The following is a 22,684-nucleotide window of genomic DNA, read 5'->3' on the forward strand; positions in this document are numbered from 1 at the left end:
AGTCAGACGCCGCCTCAACGGCGTCTGATCTCCTGCATCCTCAAGGCGCTTCGATGACCCAGGTCGTGCCTTCTCGTGAGTCTTTCAGCACGATGCCCAGCGCTGCCAGCTCGTCACGAATGGCATCGGCGCGGGCGAAGTCCTTGTTGGCCTTGGCCGCCTGACGCTCGGCAATTCTGGCTTCGATCTCGTCTTCGCCCAGCGCCATCGAATGCTGCGCCCCTTTCAGGAAGGCCTGCGGCGTCTGCTGCAATAGCCCCAGCACTCCCGCCAGGCGCTGCAGCTCTGCGGCCAGGCGGGGCGCAGCTTCCGGCTGATCGCTCTTGGCACGATTGAGATCTCTTGCCAGGTCGAACAGTACGGCCAGCGCTTCCGGGGTATTGAAATCATCATCCATGGAAGCAGTGAAACGCTCGGCGTAAGCCCCCTGCTCACCCTCAGATGCCACCTCGACACCTTCAAGGGCGGTATACAGGCGCGTCAACGACTTGCGCGCCTCGACCAGCGAATCCACGGAGTAGTTGATCGGGCTGCGATAGTGGCTGGCTACCAGCAAATAGCGCACGACCTCCGGGTCATGCTCCGCCAGCACATCACGAATGGTGAAAAAGTTGCCCAGCGACTTCGACATCTTTTCCTGATTGACGCGCACGGCACCGGCATGCATCCAGGTGTTCACGTAGGTCTTACCCGTAGCCGCTTCCGACTGGGCAATCTCGTTTTCGTGATGGGGGAAGGTCAGATCCGGCCCACCGCCATGAATATCGAAGGTATCCCCCAGGCAGCAGGTGGACATGGCCGAACATTCGATATGCCAGCCTGGACGGCCGTCTCCCCAGGGGGAGTGCCAATGGGCCTCTCCCGGTTTGGCCGCTTTCCAGAGCACGAAGTCCAGCGGGTCTTCCTTGTGCACGTCCACTTCCACGCGCGCGCCAGAGCGCATGTCATCCAGCTGGCGATTGTTGAGCTTGCCGTAATCGGCAAACTTGCGCACCCGATAGTAGACGTCGCCGTTTTCTGCGGCGTAGGCAAAGCCTTTTTCCACCAGCGTTTCGATCATGCTGATGATGTCGCCAATATGTCCGGTGGCACGGGGCTCCTGGCTGGGGGGCAGCACATTCAGCCGCGCCTCGTCTTCATGCATCGCCGCGATCATGCGCTCGGTGAGCGCGCTGATGGCCTCACCGTTCTCCTCGGCACGCTTGAGGATCTTGTCGTCGATATCCGTGATGTTGCGCACGTAGGTGACGTCGTAGCCACGGTGACGCAGGTAGCGGGTAATCACGTCAAAGGCCACCATCACCCTGGCGTGGCCAAGGTGACAGTAGTCATACACCGTCATGCCGCAGACGTACATGCTTACCTTACCATCGACAAGGGGCTTAAAAGGCTCTTTGCGGCGTGTCAGCGTATTGTAAATGTGCATATGACGTTTCCTTAACCCTTCTGTTTGATTTTCGCCCAGCTATCTTTCAAACCCACGGTGCGGTTGAACACCAGGTGCTCTGCACTGGAGGCGTGGCGGTCGGCGCAGAAATAGCCCATCCGCTCGAACTGGAAACGATCTTCCGGGGCGGCGCTGGCCAGGCTTGGCTCACCAATGGCCTGGCAGGTGACCAGCGACTCGGGATTCAGATGCTCGAGGAAATCCACATCCTTGTCGCGATCCGGCTGCTCGACCATGAACAGGTTGTCGTAGAGGCGCACCTCCATCGGCACACCGTGGGCGGCGCTGACCCAGTGGATGACACCCTTGACCTTGCGGCCTTCCGGATTTTTGCCCAAGGTGTCGAAGTCCACCGAGCAGTGCAGCTCCTGGATCTCGCCGGCGTCGTTCTTGACCACTTCATCGCAGCGGATCACGTAGCTATTGCGCAGACGCACTTCCTTGCCAGGGGCCAAGCGGAAGAACTTCTTCGGCGCATCCTCCATGAAGTCGTCCTGGTCGATATACAGCTCGCGACCAAACGGCACCTTGCGCATGGGCATGTCGTCACGGGCGGGGTGGCCCGGCACTTCATAGACCTCTTCGTGGCCTTCCGGCACGTTGGTCAACACCACTTTCAACGGCTTCAGCACACACATGGCGCGGGGGGCGTTGTCTTCCAGATCCGAACGAATGGCATGGGTCAGCATGGCAATGTCCACCAGGCCGCCATCCGAACGGGTCACGCCGATCATTTCACAGAATTTGCGGATCGAAGCCGGGGTATAGCCGCGGCGGCGCATGCCCGAGATGGTCGGCATGCGTGGATCGTCCCAGCCATCCACGATCTGCTCATCCACCAGCAGCTTGAGCTTGCGCTTGGAAGTCAGCGTGTAGTCAAGGTTCAGCCGCGCAAACTCGATCTGGCGGGGTTTGGCGGGCACCGGCAGATTGTTCAGGAACCATTCGTACAGCGGACGATGGTCTTCGAACTCCAGGGTACAGATGGAGTGGGTGATCCCTTCGATGGCATCCGACTGACCGTGGGTGAAGTCGTAGGAAGGGTAGATCTTCCAGGTGTCACCGGTCTGGTGATGATGGGCGTGACGAATACGGTACAGAATGGGGTCGCGAAGATTGATGTTGGGCGACGCCATGTCGATTTTGGCGCGCAGCACTTTCTCGCCTTCGGCAAACTCGCCGTGGCGCATACGCTCCAGCAGATCGAGATTCTCTTCGACACTGCGCTCCCGGTAAGGGCTGGGTTTGCCGGGTTCGGTCAAGGTGCCGCGATACTCGCGAATCTCATCGGGAGAGAGGTCGTCGACATAGGCTTTCCCTTCGCGGATCAGGTGCTGCGCCCAGGCATAGAGCTGCTCGAAATAATCGGAGGCAAAGCGCACGGGGCCTGCCCACTCGAAGCCCAGCCAACTGACGTCTTCCTTGATGGCATCGATATACGCCTGCTCTTCCTTCGCCGGGTTGGTGTCGTCGAACCGCAGATGACACTCACCACCCAACTGCTCGGCGAGCCCGAAATTCAGGCAGATCGACTTGGCATGGCCGATATGCAGGAAGCCGTTGGGCTCCGGAGGGAAGCGCGTCACAATTTTGGTGACCTGGCCGCCCGCTATCTCGTCGCGTACTTGGTTGCGAATGAAGTTTGGCGCTGGGGTGGTCTCGTTGGTCATGGTGGTGTTGATAACCTCATCGTGGATGGCGTGCCGGGCAACCGATGCCTATGCTAAACGGGTTAGCGCTTCGCGGTGCCGAGCAAAACCGCTATTATAACGTGACGCCGATGCACAGCGCCAAGGCGAACGCCTTTATTGAACAGGAATTTATCCATGATCGTATTACAGACGAACCACGGTGACATCACTATTGCGCTCAATCACGAAAAAGCGCCTGCCACCGCAGCCAATTTCGAGCAGTACGTGCGCGATGGCTTTTACGACGGCACGCTGTTCCACCGGGTCATCGATGGTTTCATGATTCAAGGGGGTGGCTTCGACCAGGAGTTCAACCAGAAGCCGACACGCGACCCCATCGAAAACGAAGCCGACAACGGCCTGCAGAACACCATCGGCACGCTGGCCATGGCCCGCACCCAGGACCCCCACTCGGCCACCGCCCAGTTTTTCATCAATGTCGGTAACAACAGCTTCCTGAACCACAGCGGCAAAAGCCTGCAAGGCTGGGGTTACGCGGTATTTGGTGAGGTAGTGGATGGCATGGACGTGGTCAACGCCATCAAGGCCGTGAGCACCACGCGCCGTGGCATGCACGCAGACGTCCCCGCCGAGGACGTGGTCATCGAGCGCGCTTACCTGAAGGATGCGGAATAACCGTCGGGAGTCTTATGCGTACGCTGCTGATCGCTGACATGCATTTGAGTAACGACACCCCTGAGCTCAATCAGGGGTTTTATCGCTACCTGGAGCATACCGCCAAAGGGGCCGAGGATCTGTACATTCTGGGCGACCTGTTCGACGCCTGGATCGGAGACGACTTGCTGGATACGCCTCACCCCCTCAGCGGAGTGGCCCATGAGGTGATCGAGCGCCTGCGGGCACTGAGCGATGCGGGCACGTCCATTTTTTTCATCCACGGTAACCGGGACTTCCTGATCGGCGAACGCTTCATCAACGCCTGCCAGGCCACCCTGCTGCCCGACAGTGAACAAGTGGAATTGCAGGGCGTAGCCGCCGTCATTCTGCACGGTGACAGCCTGTGCTCCAAGGATGAAGCTTATATGGCGTTTCGCGCCCAGTCTCGCCACCCTGAGTGGCAGGCGCAGATCCTGGCCATGCCGCTGGAGCAGCGGCTAGAGTTGGCCAAGAGCCTGCGCATGCAGTCTGGGGATGCCAACGCCAATAAGGCCGAGGCCATCATGGATGTGACCCACGAGGAAGTCGTGGCCACGATGCAGCGCCATGGGGTGAACACCATGATCCATGGTCACACCCATCGCCCCAGGGTCCACGATCTCACCGTGGAAGACGTGCCAGCCAAGCGTTTCGTACTGGGGGATTGGGACGAGCAACATGGCTGGGACATTGTCGTGGAGCACTCGAGCGAGCGCCACCCGGAGCCCGTACTGCGCCAGTTCTCGCTAACCAACCCGCCCGGGTTCGACGGCGAATCGCACTAAGCACAGGCCCCGTCATGAAAAAGCCGATCACATGGATCGGCTTTTTCGTTTTAGCGCTCTATCCTGGCATCACTGCGCAGGTCATCGATCAATCCTTGAATGATCGCCTGAGCCCGCAGCTGTTCGGCCATTTGCGCGACGAAAGCATTCATCTGTTCGTCGGCCTGCCCTTCGCTGACACTGTCCAGAGCAACGACGGCAACGCCCTGAGGCAAGGCCACAGCACGGTAAACGCTGTCGCCCTCTTCAGGGTGTGGCATGCGGAACACTTCACGGACCAGTGTTTGCGGCAAGGTGCTGTCCGACTGACGAGTGATGTTGGATGCATTCATCCAGTCGAGCTCCAACGCTTGACCATCGCGCAGTGCCGCGATCATCTCGTTGGCCTCTTCCTGCAACGCCTGCTGACGCTGCTGAGCTGCCACAGCCTGCTCTACCTGATCACGCACGTCGTCCAGCGGCAAGAGCGTCGCGTCACGATGCTCGGCCACGCGAAGCACCAGTCGACGATCGTTGTCCAGCTCGATGACTTCGCTGTTGTAACCTTCACCCAGCACGTCAGCACTGAACGCTTCATCCAGTACGCCCGGCTCGGAAAGCGCACCCTCTCCTTCCCCACGGGCCAGCCAGTCACTTTCGTTAAGCGTCAGGCCGAGATCGTCCGCAACGGATTGCAGATCTTCTGCGGCAAAGCTTTCATCGATCAGACGCTGTACCTGGCGATTGAAGTCATCGTTGACCTCGCGCAGCGCCACTTCCTGGGCCAAACGGTCACGCTGCTCTTCGAAAGAGGGGGCGTCCAGCTCGGTGACCTGCAGAATATGGAAGGCACCGTCCATTTCGACGACCTGGGACGTTTCACCGACCCCAAGGGCAAACGCAGCGTCGTCGAAAGCATCGCCAAAGAAGCCGCGACTGATCACCCCAAGGTCACCGCCCTGCTCGGCACTGGCGGTATCGTCCGAAAAGCGCACGGCAGTGTCGGCAAAACTCTCACCACTGTTCAGGTCAGCCAGCGCCTCACTGGCCAGCTGCTGGGCCTCATCACGGCTACGCTCGGAGCCAAAGGTCACCATGATATGGGAGACACGACGGTCGGCATCGCGATTCTGCTCACTCCAGGCAGCGCGGAGTTCGCTCTCGTCCACGTCGACATCTTCGGCCATGGCCTGACGGTCGATGATCACATACTCGACGCGCACCTGCTCAGGACGCTCGAAACGTTGCTGATTGGCGTCATAGTAGTCCTGCATCTGCTCTTCGGTAACCTCTACCTCAAAAGCAGCATCATCGGCATCCAGCATCACGTAACGGAAATCACGCTGCTGGCCCTGCAGGTCTGCCAGGCGCTGCTCTTCATTGGCCAGACTGAAGTCACTGAAGGCTAGACCCTGCTGCAGTTGCTGACGCTTGATATCCACCCGCAGCTCTTCACGGAACGATAGCGGGGTGTAACCCGCGCCTGCCAGGCGGTTACGGAATACCTCTGCAGAGAAGCGTCCATCCTGATCGTGGAACTCAGGCAGCGTCACGATCATCTGGTCAAGCTGAGCATCGGAGACATAAAAGCCGCCCTCCTCAGCATACTGACGCAGCAAGGACTGGGTGATGAGCTGGTCGAGCATATCGTTGCGTAGTGCCCGCTCCTGCTCAGGAGGCACTTGCCCAGAGCGCAGCGCACGCTGCACCTCGAGCTCTACCTGCTGCCGCACGATGGGCTCGCCGTTGACGCTCGCCACTTCATTGGGGTCGCTACCAAAGACACTGAACAGCGACTCCACACCAAAAAGCGCCATGGCCGCGACCATGACACCAATGATTATCTTGGCACCCCAGCTTCTGGAGCCATCTCGAATACTTTGCAGCATGCTAGCCTCAGATCATCAAAGCCATTTATCGCCCAAACCAATGGGCCAGAAAAGAACATGGGCGCATCGCGGATGCGATGCGCCCATTAGCTTACAGCAAACGCGAGCCAATTAGTTGACGGCGTCTTTCAGCGCTTTACCGGCTTTGAAGCTGGGCACCTTGGCAGCGCTGATTTCGATCGGCTGACCCGTCTGAGGGTTGCGACCCGTACGTGCGGCACGCTCTTTGATAGCGAAAGTACCAAAACCTACTAAAGAAACGCTTTCGCCTTTTTTGAGGCTATCGGTGACAGACTCCACCATGGCATCCAATGCGCGGGTTGCCGCTGCTTTCGGAATATCAGCAGATGCGGCAATAGCTTCAATCAGCTCGGACTTATTCACACTTCACCCCTTGACTGTTTCAAAAAAATGGCTCTGAACGGCACGGTCACCGAGTGCAACAACCTCAAAGCATAGCTGCGTTTTATAGCAATGCCTTGAAACACCTGTCAAGCAACCGCACCGTGAAATGCCCATCGCTCAAGGCATTGGGCAAACTTATTAAGTTAATTAAAGCAGCAGCTGCTTTAACGCTTAATGGGTGCTTGCAACAGCATTGGTACTAAACGACTTATCTGCTGCTTTCAACGCAGCCTTGTCTTCCACCGCTTCGGCTAACGCGACGGCCAGCACGTCATCTATCCATCGTACGGGACGAATATCAAGCGCTCCCTTGATATTGTCCGGCACCTCCTTGAGATCTCGACGATTTTCCTCAGGGATCAGGACGGTCTTTATACCACCGCGGCGGGCTGCCAGCAATTTCTCCTTCAGACCACCGATGGGTAACACTTCACCCCGCAGATTGACCTCGCCGGTCATGGCTACGTCGCAACGAACCGGACGCAAGGAATAGGCCGACACGATGGCCGTCACCATGGCAATACCTGCGCTAGGTCCATCCTTGGGCGTCGCACCTTCTGGCACATGGATATGCAGGTCTTCATTTTCAAAGCGCTGTGGGTCGATGCCATAGGCAACGGCCCGTGATTTGACCACGGTCTGTGCTGCGCTGACCGACTCTTTCATGACATCGCCCAGCGAGCCGGTCTTGTGCAGACGCCCTTTACCAGGGGTCACCACGGACTCGATATTGAGCAGCTCACCACCGACCGAGGTCCAGGCAAGTCCAGTGACGCGACCTACCTGATCCTCTTGCTCTGCCAGGCCGTAGCTGTAGCGGCGCACGCCAGCGTAAGTCTCGATATCGTCAGCCAGAAGCACCTGCTTCGCCTGCAGCTGGCTGCCCGCTTTGGCGCCCGAGGTACGCTCTGCTTCCAACCTTTCACGCAGCACTTTACGGCACACCTTGGCGATTTGGCGCTCCAGCTCGCGCACTCCCGCCTCGCGGGTGTAGTAGCGCACCAGCTCTAGCAAGGCATCATCTTCCAACGCCAGCTCTTCGTCCTTCAGGCCATTGGCCTCCAGCTGCTTGGGCAGCAGGTAGCGTTTGGCAATGGCCAGCTTCTCGTCTTCCGTGTAGCCCGGCAGGCGAATGATCTCCATACGATCCAGCAGCGGGCCAGGAATGTTCATCGAGTTGGCCGTACAGATGAACAGCGTCTCGGAAAGATCGTAGTCCAGCTCCAGATAGTGATCACTGAAGCTGTTGTTCTGCTCCGGGTCCAGCACCTCCAGCAGCGCGGAAGCCGGGTCACCGCGATGGTCCATGCCCAGCTTGTCTACTTCGTCCAGCAGGAACAGCGGGTTTTTGACCCCTGCCCGGCTCATGCGCTGAATCAGTTTTCCGGGCAAGGAGCCAATGTACGTCCGGCGATGGCCGCGAATTTCAGACTCGTCTCTCACGCCGCCCAGCGCCAGACGCACGTACTTGCGATTGGTCGCCTTGGCGATGGACTGACCCAGCGAGGTCTTGCCCACCCCGGGTGGGCCGACCAGACACAGCACCGGGCCACGCATCTTGCGCACCCGCTTTTGCACCGCCAGGTATTCGAGGATGCGCGCCTTGACCTCTTCAAGACCGTGGTGATCCTGATCCAGCACTTCCTGGGCTTTCACCAGATCATGCTTGACGCGAGTACGCTTTTTCCAGGGAACGGCAATCAGCCAATCCAGGTAGGAGCGCACCACAGTGGCTTCGGCAGAATTCGACGACATCATCTTGAGCTTGTTCAGCTCTTGGGTTGCCTTATCGGAGGCTTCCTTGGGCATGCCCGACTCTTTGATGGCACGCTCGTACTTATCGGCCTCGTTGGGCACGTTATCCAGCTCACCCATTTCTTTCTGGATGGCCTTCATCTGCTCGTTCAGGTAGTACTCGCGCTGGGTCTTTTCCATTTGCTCCTTGACCCGGGAGCGGATGCGCTTCTCGACCTGCAGAAGGTCGATTTCAGACTCGATCAGCGCCATCAGGTGCTCGATGCGATCACGCACGCGGTCCATTTCGAGCAGATCCTGCTTGTCGCCAATCTTCAGCGACAAGTGCGCACAAATGGTGTCCACCAAACGGCTAGGATCTTCAATGCCTGATAATGAATTGAGTACCTCGTTGGGTACTTTCTTGGACAGCTTGACGTACTGCTCGAACTGATTGAGCAGCACGCGCACCAGCGCCTCTTGTTCACGACTGGTTAGTGGCTCACTGTCCCGGGGCAAAAGATGCGCCTGGGTATAACCGGCGTCACTCTCCTCGATACTGACCACATCGGCACGAAAGCTGCCTTCGATCAACACTTTTACCGTACCGTCTGGCAGTTTGAGAAGCTGCATGATGTCTGCCACGGTTCCCATGGCATACAGATCCGCATTGTCCGGCTCATCTTGAGAGGCTTCACGCTGAGCCACCAACAGTACGCGTTTGTCGGCTTCCATCGCCGCTTCAAGCGCCTGGATGGATTTCTCACGACCAACGAAAAGCGGAATGACCATCTGCGGGTACACGACCACATCCCGCAACGGCAACAGGGGTAGACATTGTGTCTGATCGGCGTTCTGCTGCATCGCAGACGTTCCTCAATTTCGGATGAGTACTCGAGCGGCTTTCAACAAGCCAGATACCTTGCCCAGCAGCTCATGATACAAGACGTGTGAACAACAAGGGGCCGCCTAGGCGACCCCTTGGATTGGCACGCGGTGGTCATCAGACCGCGCGGAACCTCGGGCGGTTAGCCATCGGTGCCGTCAACCCGGGCAGCCTCTTGCTGGGAATAGACCAGCAGCGGCTCACTCTCGCCGGCAATGACAGACGCTTCGATGACCACTTTGCTGACGCCTTCCAGAGAAGGGATTTCATACATGGTATCCAGCAGCACCGACTCCAGGATCGAGCGTAAGCCCCGCGCCCCGGTCTTGCGCTCCATGGCCTTGGCAGCCACGGCACGCAGTGCCTCATCCCTGAACTCCAGTTCCACGTCTTCCATCTCGAACAGCTTAGCGTACTGCTTGACCAGCGAATTCCTGGGCTCCGTGAGGATCTGTACCAGGGCATCTTCGGTCAGCTCGGTCAGGGTAGCAATGACAGGCAGACGACCCACGAACTCGGGAATCAGGCCGAACTTGACCAGATCTTCGGGCTCGACGTCGGCCAACAGCTCGCCAACGCCACGGCTGGACTCTTTGCTTTTCACGCTGGCATTGAAGCCGATACCGCCTTTCTCAGCACGATCACGGATGACCTTGTCCAGACCGGCAAAAGCGCCACCGACGATGAACAGGATATTGGCCGTATTGACCTGTACGAACTCCTGTTGGGGGTGCTTGCGCCCACCCTGAGGAGGCACGGAGGCCGTGGTCCCTTCGATGAGCTTGAGCAGCGCCTGCTGAACACCCTCACCCGATACGTCACGGGTAATCGAAGGGTTGTCCGACTTACGAGAAATCTTGTCGATTTCATCGATATAGACGATGCCACGCTCGGCCTTTTCTACGTCGTAATCGCACTTTTGAAGCAGTTTCTGGATGATGTTCTCGACATCCTCACCCACATAACCCGCTTCGGTCAGCGTGGTGGCATCCGCAATGGTGAAGGGTACATTCAGTAGCCGAGCCATGGTTTCAGCCAGCAGCGTTTTGCCGCTACCGGTAGGACCAATCAAGAGAATGTTGGATTTACCCAGCTCCACATCGCCTTCACGCACCTCTGATTTGAGACGCTTGTAGTGGTTGTACACCGCTACGGACAGCACCATTTTGGCGCGGTCTTGTCCGATGACGTAGTCGTCCAACGTATGACGTATTTCGCGGGGCGTGGGTAACCGCTCCTCATCGCTCTCGGCATCGGCTTCGAGAACTTCCTCGCGAATGATGTCATTACATAAGTCGACACACTCATCGCAGATATAAACGGACGGGCCGGCAATCAGCTTGCGTACTTCGTTCTGGTTTTTACCGCAAAACGAGCAGTACAGCAGCTTGCCACCTTCGTCCTTGCCTTTGCCGTCGGCCATTCGCGTACCTCTGTCACTAAGGCGGCCAGAGCCGCCTGAAAAGCTCTTAGAAAAGCAGAATCCTACTACGCTATCAGGATGTAGGACGCTTATCCAGCACTGCGTCAATCAAGCCATACTCTTTTGCTTTATTGGCGCTCATGAAATTATCACGGTCGGTATCACGGGCCACCGTTTCGATATCCTGGCCCGTATGATGGGCCAGAATCTGGTTCAGCTTCTCACGAATACCGAGAATTTCACGGGTATGGATTTCGATATCCGAGGCCTGCCCCTGATAGCCGCCCAACGGCTGGTGAATCATGACACGTGAATTAGGTAGGCAGTAACGCTTGCCTGCGGCGCCCGCCGTCAGCAGTAACGCTCCCATGCTGGCCGCCTGGCCAATACACACCGTGGATACGTCGGGCTTGATGAACTGCATGGTGTCATAAATCGACATGCCTGCCGTCACCGAGCCACCCGGGGAATTGATGTAAAGATGAATATCCTTGTCGGGGTTCTCAGACTCCAGAAACAGCAGCTGAGCGACCACCAGGTTGGCCATGTAGTCTTCCACAGGACCCACCAGAAAAATGACGCGCTCTTTCAACAGGCGCGAGTAGATGTCGTAGGCTCTTTCCCCTTTGGCGCTTTGCTCCACCACCATGGGCACTAAACCGCCGGCGTTTTGAATATCAAACTCACTCATTCGGGTGATTCCTTGCGTCCGTTAAGGGAAAAGCGCACCTGTAAAACAGGTGCGCGACTCGATGAGATCAGGCGCCCGCCTGCTCGCCTTCTTCAGCGGTCTCATCTTGCTCAGCCTGCTGCTGGGCAGCTGCCAGTGCCTGCTGATAAGACATTTCCACGTCTTTGACGTTCGTTTGTTCCAGCAGTTTCTCGACCGCTTTCTCTTCGAGGATGGCCGATTTCACCTGGGCCTTGAGCTGCTCGTTACCCATGTAGTACTCGACGACTTCAGAGGGGTCCTGATACTGCTCGGCCAGCTCTTCCACCTTCGCCTTGATGGCATCATCGTCGGCATCCAGCTCGTTGGCCTTGATGACTTCCGCCAGCAACAAACCAACCTGCACGCGGCTCTTGGCCTGATCGGCAAACAGTTCGTTGGGCAGCTGGCTGACGTCGAAATCTTCACCCAGACCAAACTGCTGTGCTGCCTGACGCTTCATGGCGTCGGTTTCCTGCTGCACCAGCGCGCTCGGCACGGGGATGTCGTTGGCTTTCTTCAGCGCATCCAGCACCTGCTGCTTGACCCGGTTATCCACGGCCTGTGCCGCTTCACGGGTCATGTTCTTCTTGATTTCAGCGCGGAACTGGCTCTCGTCACCGCCTTCAACGCCAAAACGCTCGATGAACGCAGCATCCACTTCCGGCAACTTCTGGCTGCTGACCTTATGGACGGTGACCTTGAAAGTCGCTTCCTGGCCAGCCAGATGCTCGGCCTGGTAATCCGCAGGGAAAGTCACGGAAATCGTCTTCTCGTCACCCGCCTTGGCACCGATCAGCTGATCTTCGAAACCAGGAATGAAGCTGTTCGATCCGATGACCAACGCGTGGCCTTCTGCACTGCCGCCTTCGAAAGGCTCATCGCCCAGGAAACCCTGGAAGTCGATGGTGACCTGATCGCCAGAGGCAGCAGCGGCGTCGACTTCTTCCCAGGCAGCGTTTTGCTTGCGCAGGGTGTCGATCATTTCGTCGACATCGGCGTCATTGACGGCAACTACCGGACGCTCTACCTCGGCGCCTTCGATGGAGGTCAGCTCGACCTGCGGGTAGATTTCCATGATGGCAACGAACTCTAGATCCTTGCCTGCCTGGTTTACCTTCGGCTCGATCTGCGGGAAACCGGCAGGGTTGAGTCCTTCTTCGGTAATGGCGCGCACGTAACGCTCGCGCATGACTTCGCCAACCACTTCGTTGCGCACGCTGTCGCCGTAACGCTGGTTAACAACGGCCATCGGCACCCGGCCTTGGCGGAAACCGTTCAAGCGAACGTTTTTCGCCGTCTCTTTCAAGCGAGCGCTGACGGCCCCATCGATTTCTGCTGCCGGCACTTGAATAGTGATGCGGCGTTCGATCTGGGAGGTCGTCTCGACGGAAACTTGCATGAATTGTCCTCTAGCGGCTGGGCGTTGGGTTGATTATGTAACATTGATTCAAGAGGGCGATTTTAAGAACCCTGACGCAAGGTGGCAAGCGCCATGCTCGCAAGATGGGGGCTAGCCCTGCAATTTCAAGGGTTCGAGCGCCAAAAACCGACGATTATCCGGTCCTTTCACGGCTCTCAATCCCGCGCGCGCCACCAAAGCGTGACAGCGTGCAGCAATAAGCCACAGGTGGTCGCATGGGAAATGAACTCTTGCCAGCTTATCCACGCAGTGAACAGGGCGTGCCAGCTTCCCATGAGGATGGCACCCAACACCATCATGACGCTCAGACGTTTGAGCAGCCCAGGCAGCCGCTGGCGTGCCTCTACAGGCAGCATCTTCCACTGCACCGCCGCTGCCCCGGCCACCAGCACCAAAGCCATGACGATGAGCGTTTGACGAGTCTCATGACCGCCCGCCAGATAGCGCGGCAGTGCAGACAGCATGACCACGCATAGACCCAAGGCAATACTGACTCGTTCAGGAGAGTGAACCGCTGGCTGCATGGCTATGCCACCTTCAACTGCTGAGCCACAATCCACTCTTCTACCCACGGCACTGCAGCATCATCGGCCATGAAGGTCTCCATGGCATCGATTTCCAGGCGCTCCCCAAGGCGCTGCGCCCCCATCGAGGCCAGCAACTCATCCAGCTCGCGGCCCGCCCCACAAAATGTATCCCCATAGGAGCTATCCCCCAGGGCGATGAGTCCATAGCGCAAGCCGGTAAGCGAGGGTGACTGATCTTTCAGGCTGCGCACGAACGGTACGATGTTGCCAGGAAAGTCGCCACTACCGGTGGTCGACAGGCAAAACAGCGTCAGATCATCATTGCCACTCACGTCGGACAGCGAGGGCTGTTCAGACACGGCCACGGCATATCCCGCCTGCTCGAACAGTGGCTTTACCTGTTCGGCCACATCAAGGGCACCGCCGTACATGGTGCCCACCACAATCGTCATCTTGGGCATTGCTTACTCCCGATTCACAATGTTCAGTCGACAAATACCTGATGAATTTGGTCAAATATTAACACGACTGGCAAAAGTCGCGCACGTTGCGCACGCCCTTCTTTCTTTTACTCTTTCATCTACATATCTGCAGGAGCGCTTATGCAGCAAGCCTTTGAGACGTGGATCACCCCTATCATGATCGGCGGCTTGATCGTGTTCATGTGCTTCATCATTTGGGATTTGGCCAAAAAATCGAATGCAGGTAAGTTTGGTACGATCATGCTGTTCGTCGTTCTCGGCGCAGGCATGATGGGTTACATCATCAAGGTCGTCATCACCTGGCTGATCGAAGGGCGAGGCATGTAGCCTCCATGATCGTTCAGCCATAAAAAAAGGAGTGCTTCCCGGCACTCCTTTTTGACATGGGTCGCGAAGGCTAATCCTGCTTACCAAAACCACCTTCGCTCGCATAGCGCTCGACCTGCTGCTTGAGCTTTTGGCCAGGCCTGAAAGTCACCACCCGACGCGCCGAAATCGGAATTTCTTCGCCGGTCTTGGGGTTACGGCCCGGCCGCTCACGCTTGTCGCGCAGGTCGAAATTACCAAATCCTGACAGCTTCACTTGCTCGTTTTCACGTAAACAAGCGCGAATCTCTTCGAAAAAAGCTTCGACCATCGCTTTTGCTTCTCGTTTTGACAGCGCCAGCTCGCTATGTAAATGCTCTGCTAGCTCTGCTTTGGTCAACGCACCCATAAGGCTCCTCCATGTAGCAAACGGTGTAGCAAACGCACTGCCAGGATCGTGGTAAGCGTCATGTCATGGCATGGCGTCATCAACCGCGCAGATCAGCGTTCAGCTCGGTACGCACGGTAGTCACAATGGCATCAACCAACTGGTTGATTTCTTCATCATTTAGCGTGCGCGATGCGTGCTGCCAGGTCAAGCCCAACGCAATGCTCTTGTGACCTTCGGCAACGCCCTTACCAGCATAGACATCAAACAGCTTGATGTCTTTCAAGCTTTCCCCCGCCTGTGACTTTGCACAGTCAAGCAGCGCCTGAACGGGCGTCTCCTCCTTGACCGTGAACGCCAGGTCGCGGCGAACTTCGGGGTAGCGGGAGAGCGGCTCGAAGGCGGGAATCGCACCTTGACTCAAGGCGTCCAGCCGCACTTCGAACAGCACGGCATCCACTTTCAAGCCCAGTTTGGCACGCACCTGAGGATGCAGCGTGCCGATCCAGCCAACCGGCTCTCCTTTATGCAGCACCCTGGCCGTTTGCCCCGGATGCAGGGCAGCGTGCTCGCCGGGCTCGAAACGCCAATCCTCTGCCGCCCCCCCGAGTGCCAGCACACTCTCCAGGTCCCCCTTGAGATCGTAGAAGTCGACGGCTGCCTTGCCGCCACTCCAGCCCTCGGCCTCACGCCCACCGCACACTAGCGCCCCCATCATGGGCACCTGCGAGAGCTCGTCCAGCGGACCGTTGAACACCAGCCCGGTCTCGAAAAGGCGAACGCGCGTCTGCTGGCGGTTGAGGTTGTGTTCCAAGGCTCTCACCAGCCCCGGAAACAGGCTGGCTCGCATGACGGACAGATCCGACGAAATCGGATTGGCCAGCACGGGTGACACGGCGTCCGGCAGCAGTGCCGCTTGCAGGTCTGGGGCGACGAAACTATACGTCACCGCCTCCTGATAACCACGGGCCACCAGCTGGTTACGCAGACGCGCCAGCGTCAGGGTCGACTCGTTGGCAGGACGCAGTGCCAAGCGAGCAGCTGGACGACGAACGGGCAGATTGTTGTACCCATGTACACGAGCAACCTCTTCGATGAGGTCTTCCTCGATGGCAATGTCAAAACGCCAGCTGGCTGCCTTGACCTTCCAACCCTCGGCCAAGCGCTCCACTTGCAGCCCCAGGCGCTCGAGAATATCGCTCACTTCATCGCCCGGCAGCTGCTTGGAAAGCGCCGCTTCGAGCCGCGCTTCACGCAGCATGATGGTCTTCGCTGCAGGCAACGCCTGCTGGTGAACCGCCTCCGTTACCGGACCTGCCTGGCCACCGCAAATTTCCAGCAGTAGCTGGGTCGCCCGCTCGATGGCCACGCTGGCCAGCTCAGGGTCCACCCCACGCTCATAGCGGTGCGAGGCATCCGTATGGAGGCCATAAGAGCGTGCCTTGCCAGCAATCGCCAACGGCGCGAAAAACGCCGACTCCAGGAAAATAGTGTGCGTCTGCTCGTTGACGCCAGAGTTCTCCCCACCCATGACGCCGGCCATGGCCAGAGGCCCACGCTCATCAGCAATCAACAGCGTATCCTGACGCAGCGCTACGTCCTGCCCGTCCAGTAAGGTCAGTCGCTCGGATGGCTGCGCCATGCGCACGCAAATCCCGCCATGAAGGTTGTCGCGGTCAAAGGCATGCAACGGCTGGCCCAGCTCTAGCATAACGTAGTTGGTGACATCGACGACCGGATCGATCGAGCGCACGCCACTGCGACGCAGTCGCTCTACCATCCATAGCGGCGTCTCCACCTGAACATCGACACCCTTGATAACACGCCCCAGATAGCGGGGGCACTGCTCTACGGCATCCACGCGCACCGGGAAAGTATCGTCGATCGTGGCGGGCACCGGCGTCATCTGCGGACCGCTGACAGGCAGTCGATTCAACACCCCTACCTCGCGCGCCAATCCTTTGATACTCAGGCAGTCACCGCGGTTAGGCGTCAGATCGACCTCGATGGTCATGTCGTCCAGCTGCATGTACTCGCGGAAGCTGACGCCGACCGGCGCGGCCTCGGAGAGCACCAGAATGCCTGGCGAGGTCTCTTCCTCCAACCCCAGCTCGGACGCCGAGCAGATCATGCCGTTGGATTCGACACCACGCAGCTTGGCCTTCTTGATCTTGAAGTCGCCCGGCAGCACTCCGCCCACCTGGGCAAAAGGAATTTTCTGACCGACTGCCACGTTGGCGGCACCACACACCACCTGGACAGGCGCACCGGTGCCATCATTCACGCTGCACACATTCAGCTTATCGGCATCCGGGTGCTTCTCTTTACTCAGCACTTCGGCAACGACGACACCACTGAAAGCAGCAGCAACGGCCTCGACCGCGTCGACTTCAAGCCCTGCCATGGTGATCTGATCGGCAATGGCTTGCGCATCCAACTGCGGAGAGACCCATTCACGCAGCCACTGTTCTGAAAACTTCATAATTTTTCCCGTCGTAAGCAGCAGTATCAGGTGAATTGGCGCAGGAAGCGCAAATCGTTCTCGAAGAATAGGCGTAGGTCATTGACCCCGTAGCGCAACATGGCCAGACGCTCGGCGCCCATGCCGAACGCAAATCCGGTATAGCGCTCGGTATCGATTCCCGAATGGCGAAAGACCTCAGGATGCACCATGCCGCAACCCATGACTTCCAGCCAGCCACTGTGAGAGCAGACACGACACCCTTCACCGCTGCACATCACACACTGAATATCGACTTCCGCCGAGGGCTCGGTAAAAGGGAAATAGGAAGGACGGAAGCGCACCGACAGGTCGTCACGCTCGAAAAACGCCTGTAGAAAATCTTCGATGGTGCCTTTCAAGTCGGCAAAACTGACGCCTTCATCCACCAGCAGCCCTTCTACCTGGTGGAACATGGGCGTGTGGGTCAGATCAGAATCGCTGCGATAAACGCGCCCCGGACAAACGATCCGGATGGGCGGCTCGCTACTCTTCATGGTACGCACTTGCACGGGCGAGGTGTGAGTACGCAACAAGCGAGTGGCATCGAAATAAAACGTATCCGCCATGCCCCGCGCAGGATGGTGAGCAGGAATATTAAGCGCTTCGAAATTGTGGTAGTCGTCCTCGATTTCAGGCCCTACCGCCACATCGTAGCCAATCCTGGTAAACAGCCCTTCGATACGCTCCAGGGTTCGCGTCACGGGATGCAGCCCCCCGCTGGCTTGCCCACGCCCTGGCAGAGTGACATCGATGCGCTCTGCTGCCAGGCGCGCATCAAGGGCGGCATTTTCCAGCTGCTGGCGTTTGGCGTCGATCTCCGCCGACAGGGTCTGCTTGGCCAGATTGATCTGCTCGCCTGCGGCAGGGCGCTCTTCCGCCGACAGTTTACCCAACCCTTTCAGCAAGGTGGTTACTTCGCCTTTCTTGCCCAGGTAACGAACGCGTAGCTCATCCAGCGCCGAGACACTCTGCGCAGCCTGGATAGCTTCGCGGGCCTCTGACACCAGAGTAGGAAGGTGGTCCATCCGATTTCACTCCGAATTAAGCGGCTCCATCCACGGGGATGGCTGGCATGTAGAAGGTGACAAAAAAAACAGGGGAAGAGCGGCTGCTCTTCCCCTGCATGGGTCACACTGAAATGACCACGGGCATTTCACGCCAGGCTAGCCCAGCGAGAAGTGCCTTATTGGGCAGCCTTGGCTTTTTCCACGATAGCAGCAAAAGCGGCTTTCTCGTGTACAGCCAGGTCGGCCAATACTTTACGGTCAATTTCAATACCGGCTTTCTTCAGGCCACCGACGAAGCGGCTGTAAGACATGCCGTTGATACGTGCACCAGCGTTGATACGCTGAATCCACAGAGCGCGGAATTGGCGCTTGCGGTTGCGACGGTCACGGTAGGCATACTGACCGGCCTTGATGACAGCCTGCTTGGCTACGCGGAAAACACGCGAACGGGCACCGTAGTAACCTTTGGCCTGCTTCAGAACTTTTTTATGGCGACGACGGGCAACTACGCCACGCTTAACACGGGTCATAACACACTCCTGACTTTATGACTGAGGCAATGCTCAGATAAGAAAATTCGACCTTACAGGTTCGGCAGCATGCGCTGAATCAGCGCTTTGTCGGCAGCATGTACTTGCTTCATGCCACGCAGCTGACGCTTACGCTTGGTCGACTTCTTGGTCAAGATGTGGCTACGGAAAGACTGCTTGTGCTTGAAGCCGTTAGCGGTCTTTTTGAAGCGCTTGGCAGCGCCGCTGTTGCTTTTGATTTTCGGCATGAGATAACTCCGCTCGATATTTTTTAGAAAACCCAGGGCCGACCAGCGCACACGCGCTGGCCCGTTAACAACGCCGTTGGATCACTTCTTTTTCGGGGCAAGGATCATGATCATCTGGCGGCCTTCCATTTTCGGGAAAGACTCCACCGCTCCGATCTCTTCCAGGTCTGCCGCGATTCGCTCCATCAGCTTGCGGCCGATGTCCTGATGCGCCATTTCACGACCACGGAAGCGCAATGTGACCTTGCCTTTGTCACCACCTTCCAGGAAGCGAATCAGGTTTTTAAGCTTGACCTGATAATCGCCCTCGTCGGTGCCAGGACGGAATTTGACTTCCTTGACCTGGATTTGCTTCTGCTTTTTCTTTTGAGCCGCTTTCTGCTTCTTGGTCTCAAAAACGAATTTACCGTAATCCATGATCTTACAGACGATGGGGTCGGCATTCGAAATTTGCACGAGATCCAGACCTGCCGCTTCTGCACGCTCAAGAGCCTCGGAGGTGGGCACAACACCCAACTGCTCGCCTTCGGCATCGATTAAACGTACTTCTTCTTCGGTGATCCGCTCGTTCATTGGTGGGCGTTTATCTTGTGGACGCCCGCGCTGATTGCTTCGCTTGATTGCTCTGTCTCCTTAGGCAATTGACGATGTCGCCAGGGCTGCTCTCTCTGCACTGAACTTTTCGATGAACTCATCGATGGTCATGGTGCCGAGATTTTCGCCGCTGCGAGTACGCACGGCCACTGAGTCAGCTTCTACTTCCTTATCTCCTACCACCAGAAGATAGGGAACTTTCTGTAATGTATGCTCACGGATTTTAAAGCCGATCTTCTCGTTCCTCAAGTCCGCCTTGACCCGTAAGCCATTTTTTTGCAGCCGACGCTCCACTTCCAGAGCAAAATCGCGCTGTGCATCGGTAATCGTCATCAACACCGCTTGCTGCGGGGCCAACCATAATGGCATAGCACCTGCGTAGTGCTCAATCAAAATACCCAGGAAACGTTCGAAAGAGCCCAGAATGGCACGGTGCAGCATGACCGGCGTCTTGCGCGCCCCGTCTTCATCCACGTACTGGGCGCCCAAACGGCCCGGCAGGTTGAAGTCCAGCTGCAGGGTGCCGCACTGCCATACTCGGTTCAGACAGTCGCGCAGCGCAAACTCGATTTTGGGACCATAAAAAGCCCCCTCACCCGGCTGCAACTCCCACTCAAGCCCCGTGGCATTCAAGGCAGCTTCCAGGCCCTGCTCGGCGCGATCCCACATTTCTGCTTCACCAAGGAAGTCTTCAGGGCGCGTGGACAGCTTCAACTCGACGTCATCGAACCCCAGCGTCTTGTAGACTTGCAACGTCAACGCAATGAACGCTTCGGCTTCTGCCTGAATCTGCTTTTCGGTGCAGAAGATGTGTGCATCGTCCTGGGTAAACCCGCGTACACGCATCAGACCATGCAGTGACCCAGAGGGTTCATTACGATGGCAGCTGCCAAACTCGGCCAGGCGCAAAGGCAGGTCGCGGTAGCTCTTCAGGCCCTGATTGAACACCTGCACATGGCAAGGACAGTTCATCGGCTTGACCGCGTACTCACGCTTCTCGGACTCCGTGGTGAACATCAGCTCACTGTAGTGCCCCCAGTGGCCTGATTTTTTCCACAGCGAAAGATCGACCACCTGGGGTGTCTTGATCTCCTGGTAGCCATGCGCCCGCTGCACATTACGCATGTACTCTTCAAGAGCCTGATACATGGTCCAGCCATTGGGGTGCCAGAACACCATGCCCGGGGCTTCTTCCTGGAGATGGAAGAGGTCCATTTTACGCGCCAATTTACGGTGGTCACGCTTCTCAGCTTCCTCCAGCCGCTTCAGGTAAGCCTTGAGCTGCTTTTTATCACTCCAGGCCGTACCGTAAATACGCGTAAGCATCGGGTTGGAAGCGTCCCCCCGCCAGTAGGCACCTGCCAGCTTGGTCAATTTGAAAGCTTTCAGATGCCGGGTGTTCGGGACGTGAGGCCCCCGACACATGTCCGTATACTCTTCATGGTGATACAGGCGGATAGCGGCACCGTCAGGAATGTCACGGATGATTTCCTGCTTATAGGGCTCGTCACGCTGCTCGAAAGTGGCCATGGCCTTGGCGCTATCGACGTATTCACGCACTACGTCGTACTCCTGATCGATCAACGCCTGCATACGCTTCTCGATCGCTTCCAGATCTTCGGGCGTCACGGATTGGCCAAAATCGATATCGTAGTAAAACCCATCATCGATGACCGGGCCAATCGCCATTTTGGCATTGGGGTAGAGCTGCTTCACGGCATGACCAATCAGGTGTGCACACGAGTGGCGAATGATCTCCAGCCCCTCGTCGTCACGCGCCGTGATGATGGAGACATCGGCATCCTGCTCGATGACATCCGCTGCATCCACCAGCACCCCATCAATCTTGCCCGCCACGCAGGCCTTGGCCAAACCAGGGCCAATGGACTCTGCCAACTGCATGATGGAAAGGGGGCTATCAAATGTTCTCTGGCTGCCGTCAGGCAGTGTCACTATGGGCATTCAAATATTCCTTGAGCGCAGTGGTGATCCATACCAGGGATCACATTTCGCTATCAACGGTAGAAAAACGGACTCAAAACCGGCCGACAGCCTAACAGACTTTGGCATCTCGTAAAATAAAACGGGAGGCCCATGGCCTCCCGTTCTTTTGCTCTCTTTCAGCGTCAGGCGTACAGCCTGTCAAGGAGCATTATGCTGGCAAGTGATTAGTTCCACTCATCCAGTTCTACGCGACGGTTCTGTGCACGACCTTCGTCAGTGTCGTTGGTGGCAACAGGACGCTCTTCGCCGTAACCTACAGCGCGCATGCGGTTAGCTTCTACGCCACGCTGGGCAAGGTAGGCAGCCACAGACTCGGCACGACGCTGAGACAGGTTCTGATTGTATTCAGCAGAACCGCGTGAATCGGTGTGACCTTCGATGCTAACACGCACGTCAGGATTGTTCACCAGACGCTCGGCAACGCCATTCAGCACTTGCTGTGCATTGGTAGTGAGCTGTGCGGAGTCGAACTCGAAGTTGACGTCACGCAGCACCATGCTTTCCGGGCAACCCAGGGCATTCACGGCAACGCCAGCCGGGGTGTCAGGGCACTGGTCACGGTAATCCGGCACGCCGTCACCGTCGGAGTCCAGCGGGCAGCCATTGGCATCTACCGCAACACCAGCAGGCGTTCCCGGGCACTGGTCACGGTAGTCCGGCACGCCGTCACCGTCGGAGTCCAGCGGGCAGCCTTCAGCATCTACCGCGACGCCAGCAGGCACTTCACCATAACTCGGGCACTGCGGCGCAACCGGCTCAGGAGTATGATCGGCACACAACAGACCGCCAATGGCAGCGCCTGCCGCGAAGCCAGTAGCCGCGCCAACGTCTTCATCAGAGCTGCCGCTAGTAGCATAACCAATGCTGCCACCGATCAGGCCACCGGCAATACCACATACGGCGGGGTGCTGGTACCAGCTACGGTCGCTGCTTGCACTCGCCTGACCAGAAGACTGAGAGGCAGAGCTGGCACAGCCAGAGAGGCCTACTACGAGGGCAGAACCGATTAGCAAGCCAGTTGTTGACTTTTTCATGCAAGACTCCTTCTTGATCCAATGCTGATATGG

Annotated in this window: 21 protein-coding genes; 3 read left to right on the top strand and 18 right to left on the bottom strand. The window is 57.6% G+C overall.

The genetic code is table 11. The features are described from left to right. Positions 1–40: 40 nt before the first annotated feature. Both cysS and HSS18214_RS0103545 read right to left on the bottom strand, forming a co-directional pair. A complete protein-coding gene (cysS, locus tag HSS18214_RS0103540; protein WP_016913928.1) occupies positions 41–1,426 on the bottom strand; it encodes a cysteine--tRNA ligase in 1,386 nt (461 codons plus the stop codon). A gap of 11 nt (positions 1,427–1,437) precedes the next feature. Beyond that, positions 1,438–3,117: a glutamine--tRNA ligase/YqeY domain fusion protein gene (locus tag HSS18214_RS0103545; RefSeq protein WP_016913929.1), complete on the bottom strand. Its 1,680-nt coding sequence runs from the start codon at positions 3,115–3,117 to the stop codon at positions 1,438–1,440. A gap of 156 nt (positions 3,118–3,273) precedes the next feature. Between HSS18214_RS0103545 and HSS18214_RS0103550 the strand changes: the two genes are divergently transcribed. Both HSS18214_RS0103550 and HSS18214_RS0103555 read left to right on the top strand, forming a co-directional pair. After that, on the top strand, positions 3,274–3,774 hold the full coding sequence (locus tag HSS18214_RS0103550; RefSeq protein ID WP_016913930.1) for a peptidylprolyl isomerase: 501 nt from the start codon (positions 3,274–3,276) through the stop codon (positions 3,772–3,774). A 14-nt stretch (positions 3,775–3,788) separates the two neighbouring features. Then, entirely contained in the window at positions 3,789–4,580 is a 792-nt protein-coding gene (locus HSS18214_RS0103555) for a UDP-2,3-diacylglucosamine diphosphatase (protein WP_016913931.1), read from the top strand. Positions 4,581–4,630: 50 nt separating this feature from the next. Here the strand turns inward: HSS18214_RS0103555 and HSS18214_RS0103560 are convergent, their stop codons facing one another. From HSS18214_RS0103560 to HSS18214_RS0103595, 8 genes are all read right to left on the bottom strand, one after another. Continuing rightward, positions 4,631–6,448: a SurA N-terminal domain-containing protein gene (locus tag HSS18214_RS0103560; protein WP_016913932.1), complete on the bottom strand. Its 1,818-nt coding sequence runs from the start codon at positions 6,446–6,448 to the stop codon at positions 4,631–4,633. A 111-nt stretch (positions 6,449–6,559) separates the two neighbouring features. Continuing rightward, complete coding sequence (gene hbs / locus HSS18214_RS0103565) at positions 6,560–6,832, bottom strand: non-specific DNA-binding protein Hbs (protein ID WP_009724302.1); 273 nt, start codon at positions 6,830–6,832, stop codon at positions 6,560–6,562. Positions 6,833–7,024: 192 nt separating this feature from the next. After that, positions 7,025–9,451: an endopeptidase La gene (gene lon, locus HSS18214_RS0103570; protein WP_016913933.1), complete on the bottom strand. Its 2,427-nt coding sequence runs from the start codon at positions 9,449–9,451 to the stop codon at positions 7,025–7,027. Positions 9,452–9,615: 164 nt separating this feature from the next. Further along, positions 9,616–10,896, bottom strand: a complete 1,281-nt coding sequence (gene clpX / locus HSS18214_RS0103575) for an ATP-dependent Clp protease ATP-binding subunit ClpX (RefSeq protein ID WP_016913934.1) — start codon at positions 10,894–10,896, stop codon at positions 9,616–9,618. 73 nt (positions 10,897–10,969) lie between these two features. Beyond that, positions 10,970–11,587 carry an ATP-dependent Clp endopeptidase proteolytic subunit ClpP gene (gene clpP, locus HSS18214_RS0103580; protein ID WP_016913935.1) on the bottom strand — a complete coding sequence of 206 codons (618 nt, stop codon included), beginning with the start codon at positions 11,585–11,587 and terminating at the stop codon, positions 10,970–10,972. Between the two features lie 67 nt (positions 11,588–11,654). Further along, entirely contained in the window at positions 11,655–13,007 is a 1,353-nt protein-coding gene (gene tig / locus HSS18214_RS0103585) for a trigger factor (RefSeq protein WP_016913936.1), read from the bottom strand. Positions 13,008–13,183: 176 nt separating this feature from the next. Further along, positions 13,184–13,552, bottom strand: a complete 369-nt coding sequence (locus HSS18214_RS0103590; protein WP_016913937.1) for a hypothetical protein — start codon at positions 13,550–13,552, stop codon at positions 13,184–13,186. Positions 13,553–13,554: 2 nt separating this feature from the next. Next, positions 13,555–14,016: a flavodoxin gene (locus HSS18214_RS0103595; RefSeq protein ID WP_016913938.1), complete on the bottom strand. Its 462-nt coding sequence runs from the start codon at positions 14,014–14,016 to the stop codon at positions 13,555–13,557. Between the two features lie 141 nt (positions 14,017–14,157). Here HSS18214_RS0103595 and HSS18214_RS0103600 point away from each other — a divergent pair, with 141 nt between their 5' ends. Further along, positions 14,158–14,364, top strand: coding sequence for a DUF2788 domain-containing protein (locus tag HSS18214_RS0103600; RefSeq protein ID WP_016913939.1), 207 nt, complete (start codon positions 14,158–14,160; stop codon positions 14,362–14,364). Between the two features lie 70 nt (positions 14,365–14,434). Here the strand turns inward: HSS18214_RS0103600 and HSS18214_RS0103605 are convergent, their stop codons facing one another. From HSS18214_RS0103605 to HSS18214_RS0103640, 8 genes are all read right to left on the bottom strand, one after another. Continuing rightward, the gene (locus tag HSS18214_RS0103605) at positions 14,435–14,752 is read right to left on the bottom strand and encodes an integration host factor subunit alpha (RefSeq protein ID WP_016913940.1); all 318 of its coding nucleotides are present in this window, start codon (positions 14,750–14,752) and stop codon (positions 14,435–14,437) included. Positions 14,753–14,831: 79 nt separating this feature from the next. Then, a complete protein-coding gene (pheT, locus tag HSS18214_RS0103610) occupies positions 14,832–17,213 on the bottom strand; it encodes a phenylalanine--tRNA ligase subunit beta (RefSeq protein ID WP_016913941.1) in 2,382 nt (793 codons plus the stop codon). Between the two features lie 26 nt (positions 17,214–17,239). Continuing rightward, a complete protein-coding gene (pheS, locus tag HSS18214_RS0103615; protein ID WP_016913942.1) occupies positions 17,240–18,259 on the bottom strand; it encodes a phenylalanine--tRNA ligase subunit alpha in 1,020 nt (339 codons plus the stop codon). 158 nt (positions 18,260–18,417) lie between these two features. After that, positions 18,418–18,771 carry a 50S ribosomal protein L20 gene (gene rplT, locus HSS18214_RS0103620; protein WP_009097607.1) on the bottom strand — a complete coding sequence of 118 codons (354 nt, stop codon included), beginning with the start codon at positions 18,769–18,771 and terminating at the stop codon, positions 18,418–18,420. Between the two features lie 53 nt (positions 18,772–18,824). After that, the gene (rpmI, locus tag HSS18214_RS0103625) at positions 18,825–19,019 is read right to left on the bottom strand and encodes a 50S ribosomal protein L35 (RefSeq protein ID WP_016913943.1); all 195 of its coding nucleotides are present in this window, start codon (positions 19,017–19,019) and stop codon (positions 18,825–18,827) included. Positions 19,020–19,100: 81 nt separating this feature from the next. Further along, positions 19,101–19,640, bottom strand: coding sequence for a translation initiation factor IF-3 (gene infC, locus HSS18214_RS0103630; RefSeq protein ID WP_081135803.1), 540 nt, complete (start codon positions 19,638–19,640; stop codon positions 19,101–19,103). 12 nt (positions 19,641–19,652) lie between these two features. Beyond that, positions 19,653–21,575: a threonine--tRNA ligase gene (thrS, locus tag HSS18214_RS0103635; RefSeq protein ID WP_016913945.1), complete on the bottom strand. Its 1,923-nt coding sequence runs from the start codon at positions 21,573–21,575 to the stop codon at positions 19,653–19,655. A gap of 206 nt (positions 21,576–21,781) precedes the next feature. After that, positions 21,782–22,651: an OmpA family protein gene (locus HSS18214_RS0103640; protein ID WP_016913946.1), complete on the bottom strand. Its 870-nt coding sequence runs from the start codon at positions 22,649–22,651 to the stop codon at positions 21,782–21,784. Positions 22,652–22,684: the final 33 nt, after the last annotated feature.

The organism is Vreelandella stevensii S18214, assembly GCF_000275725.1.
Lineage (GTDB): Bacteria > Pseudomonadota > Gammaproteobacteria > Pseudomonadales > Halomonadaceae > Vreelandella > Vreelandella stevensii.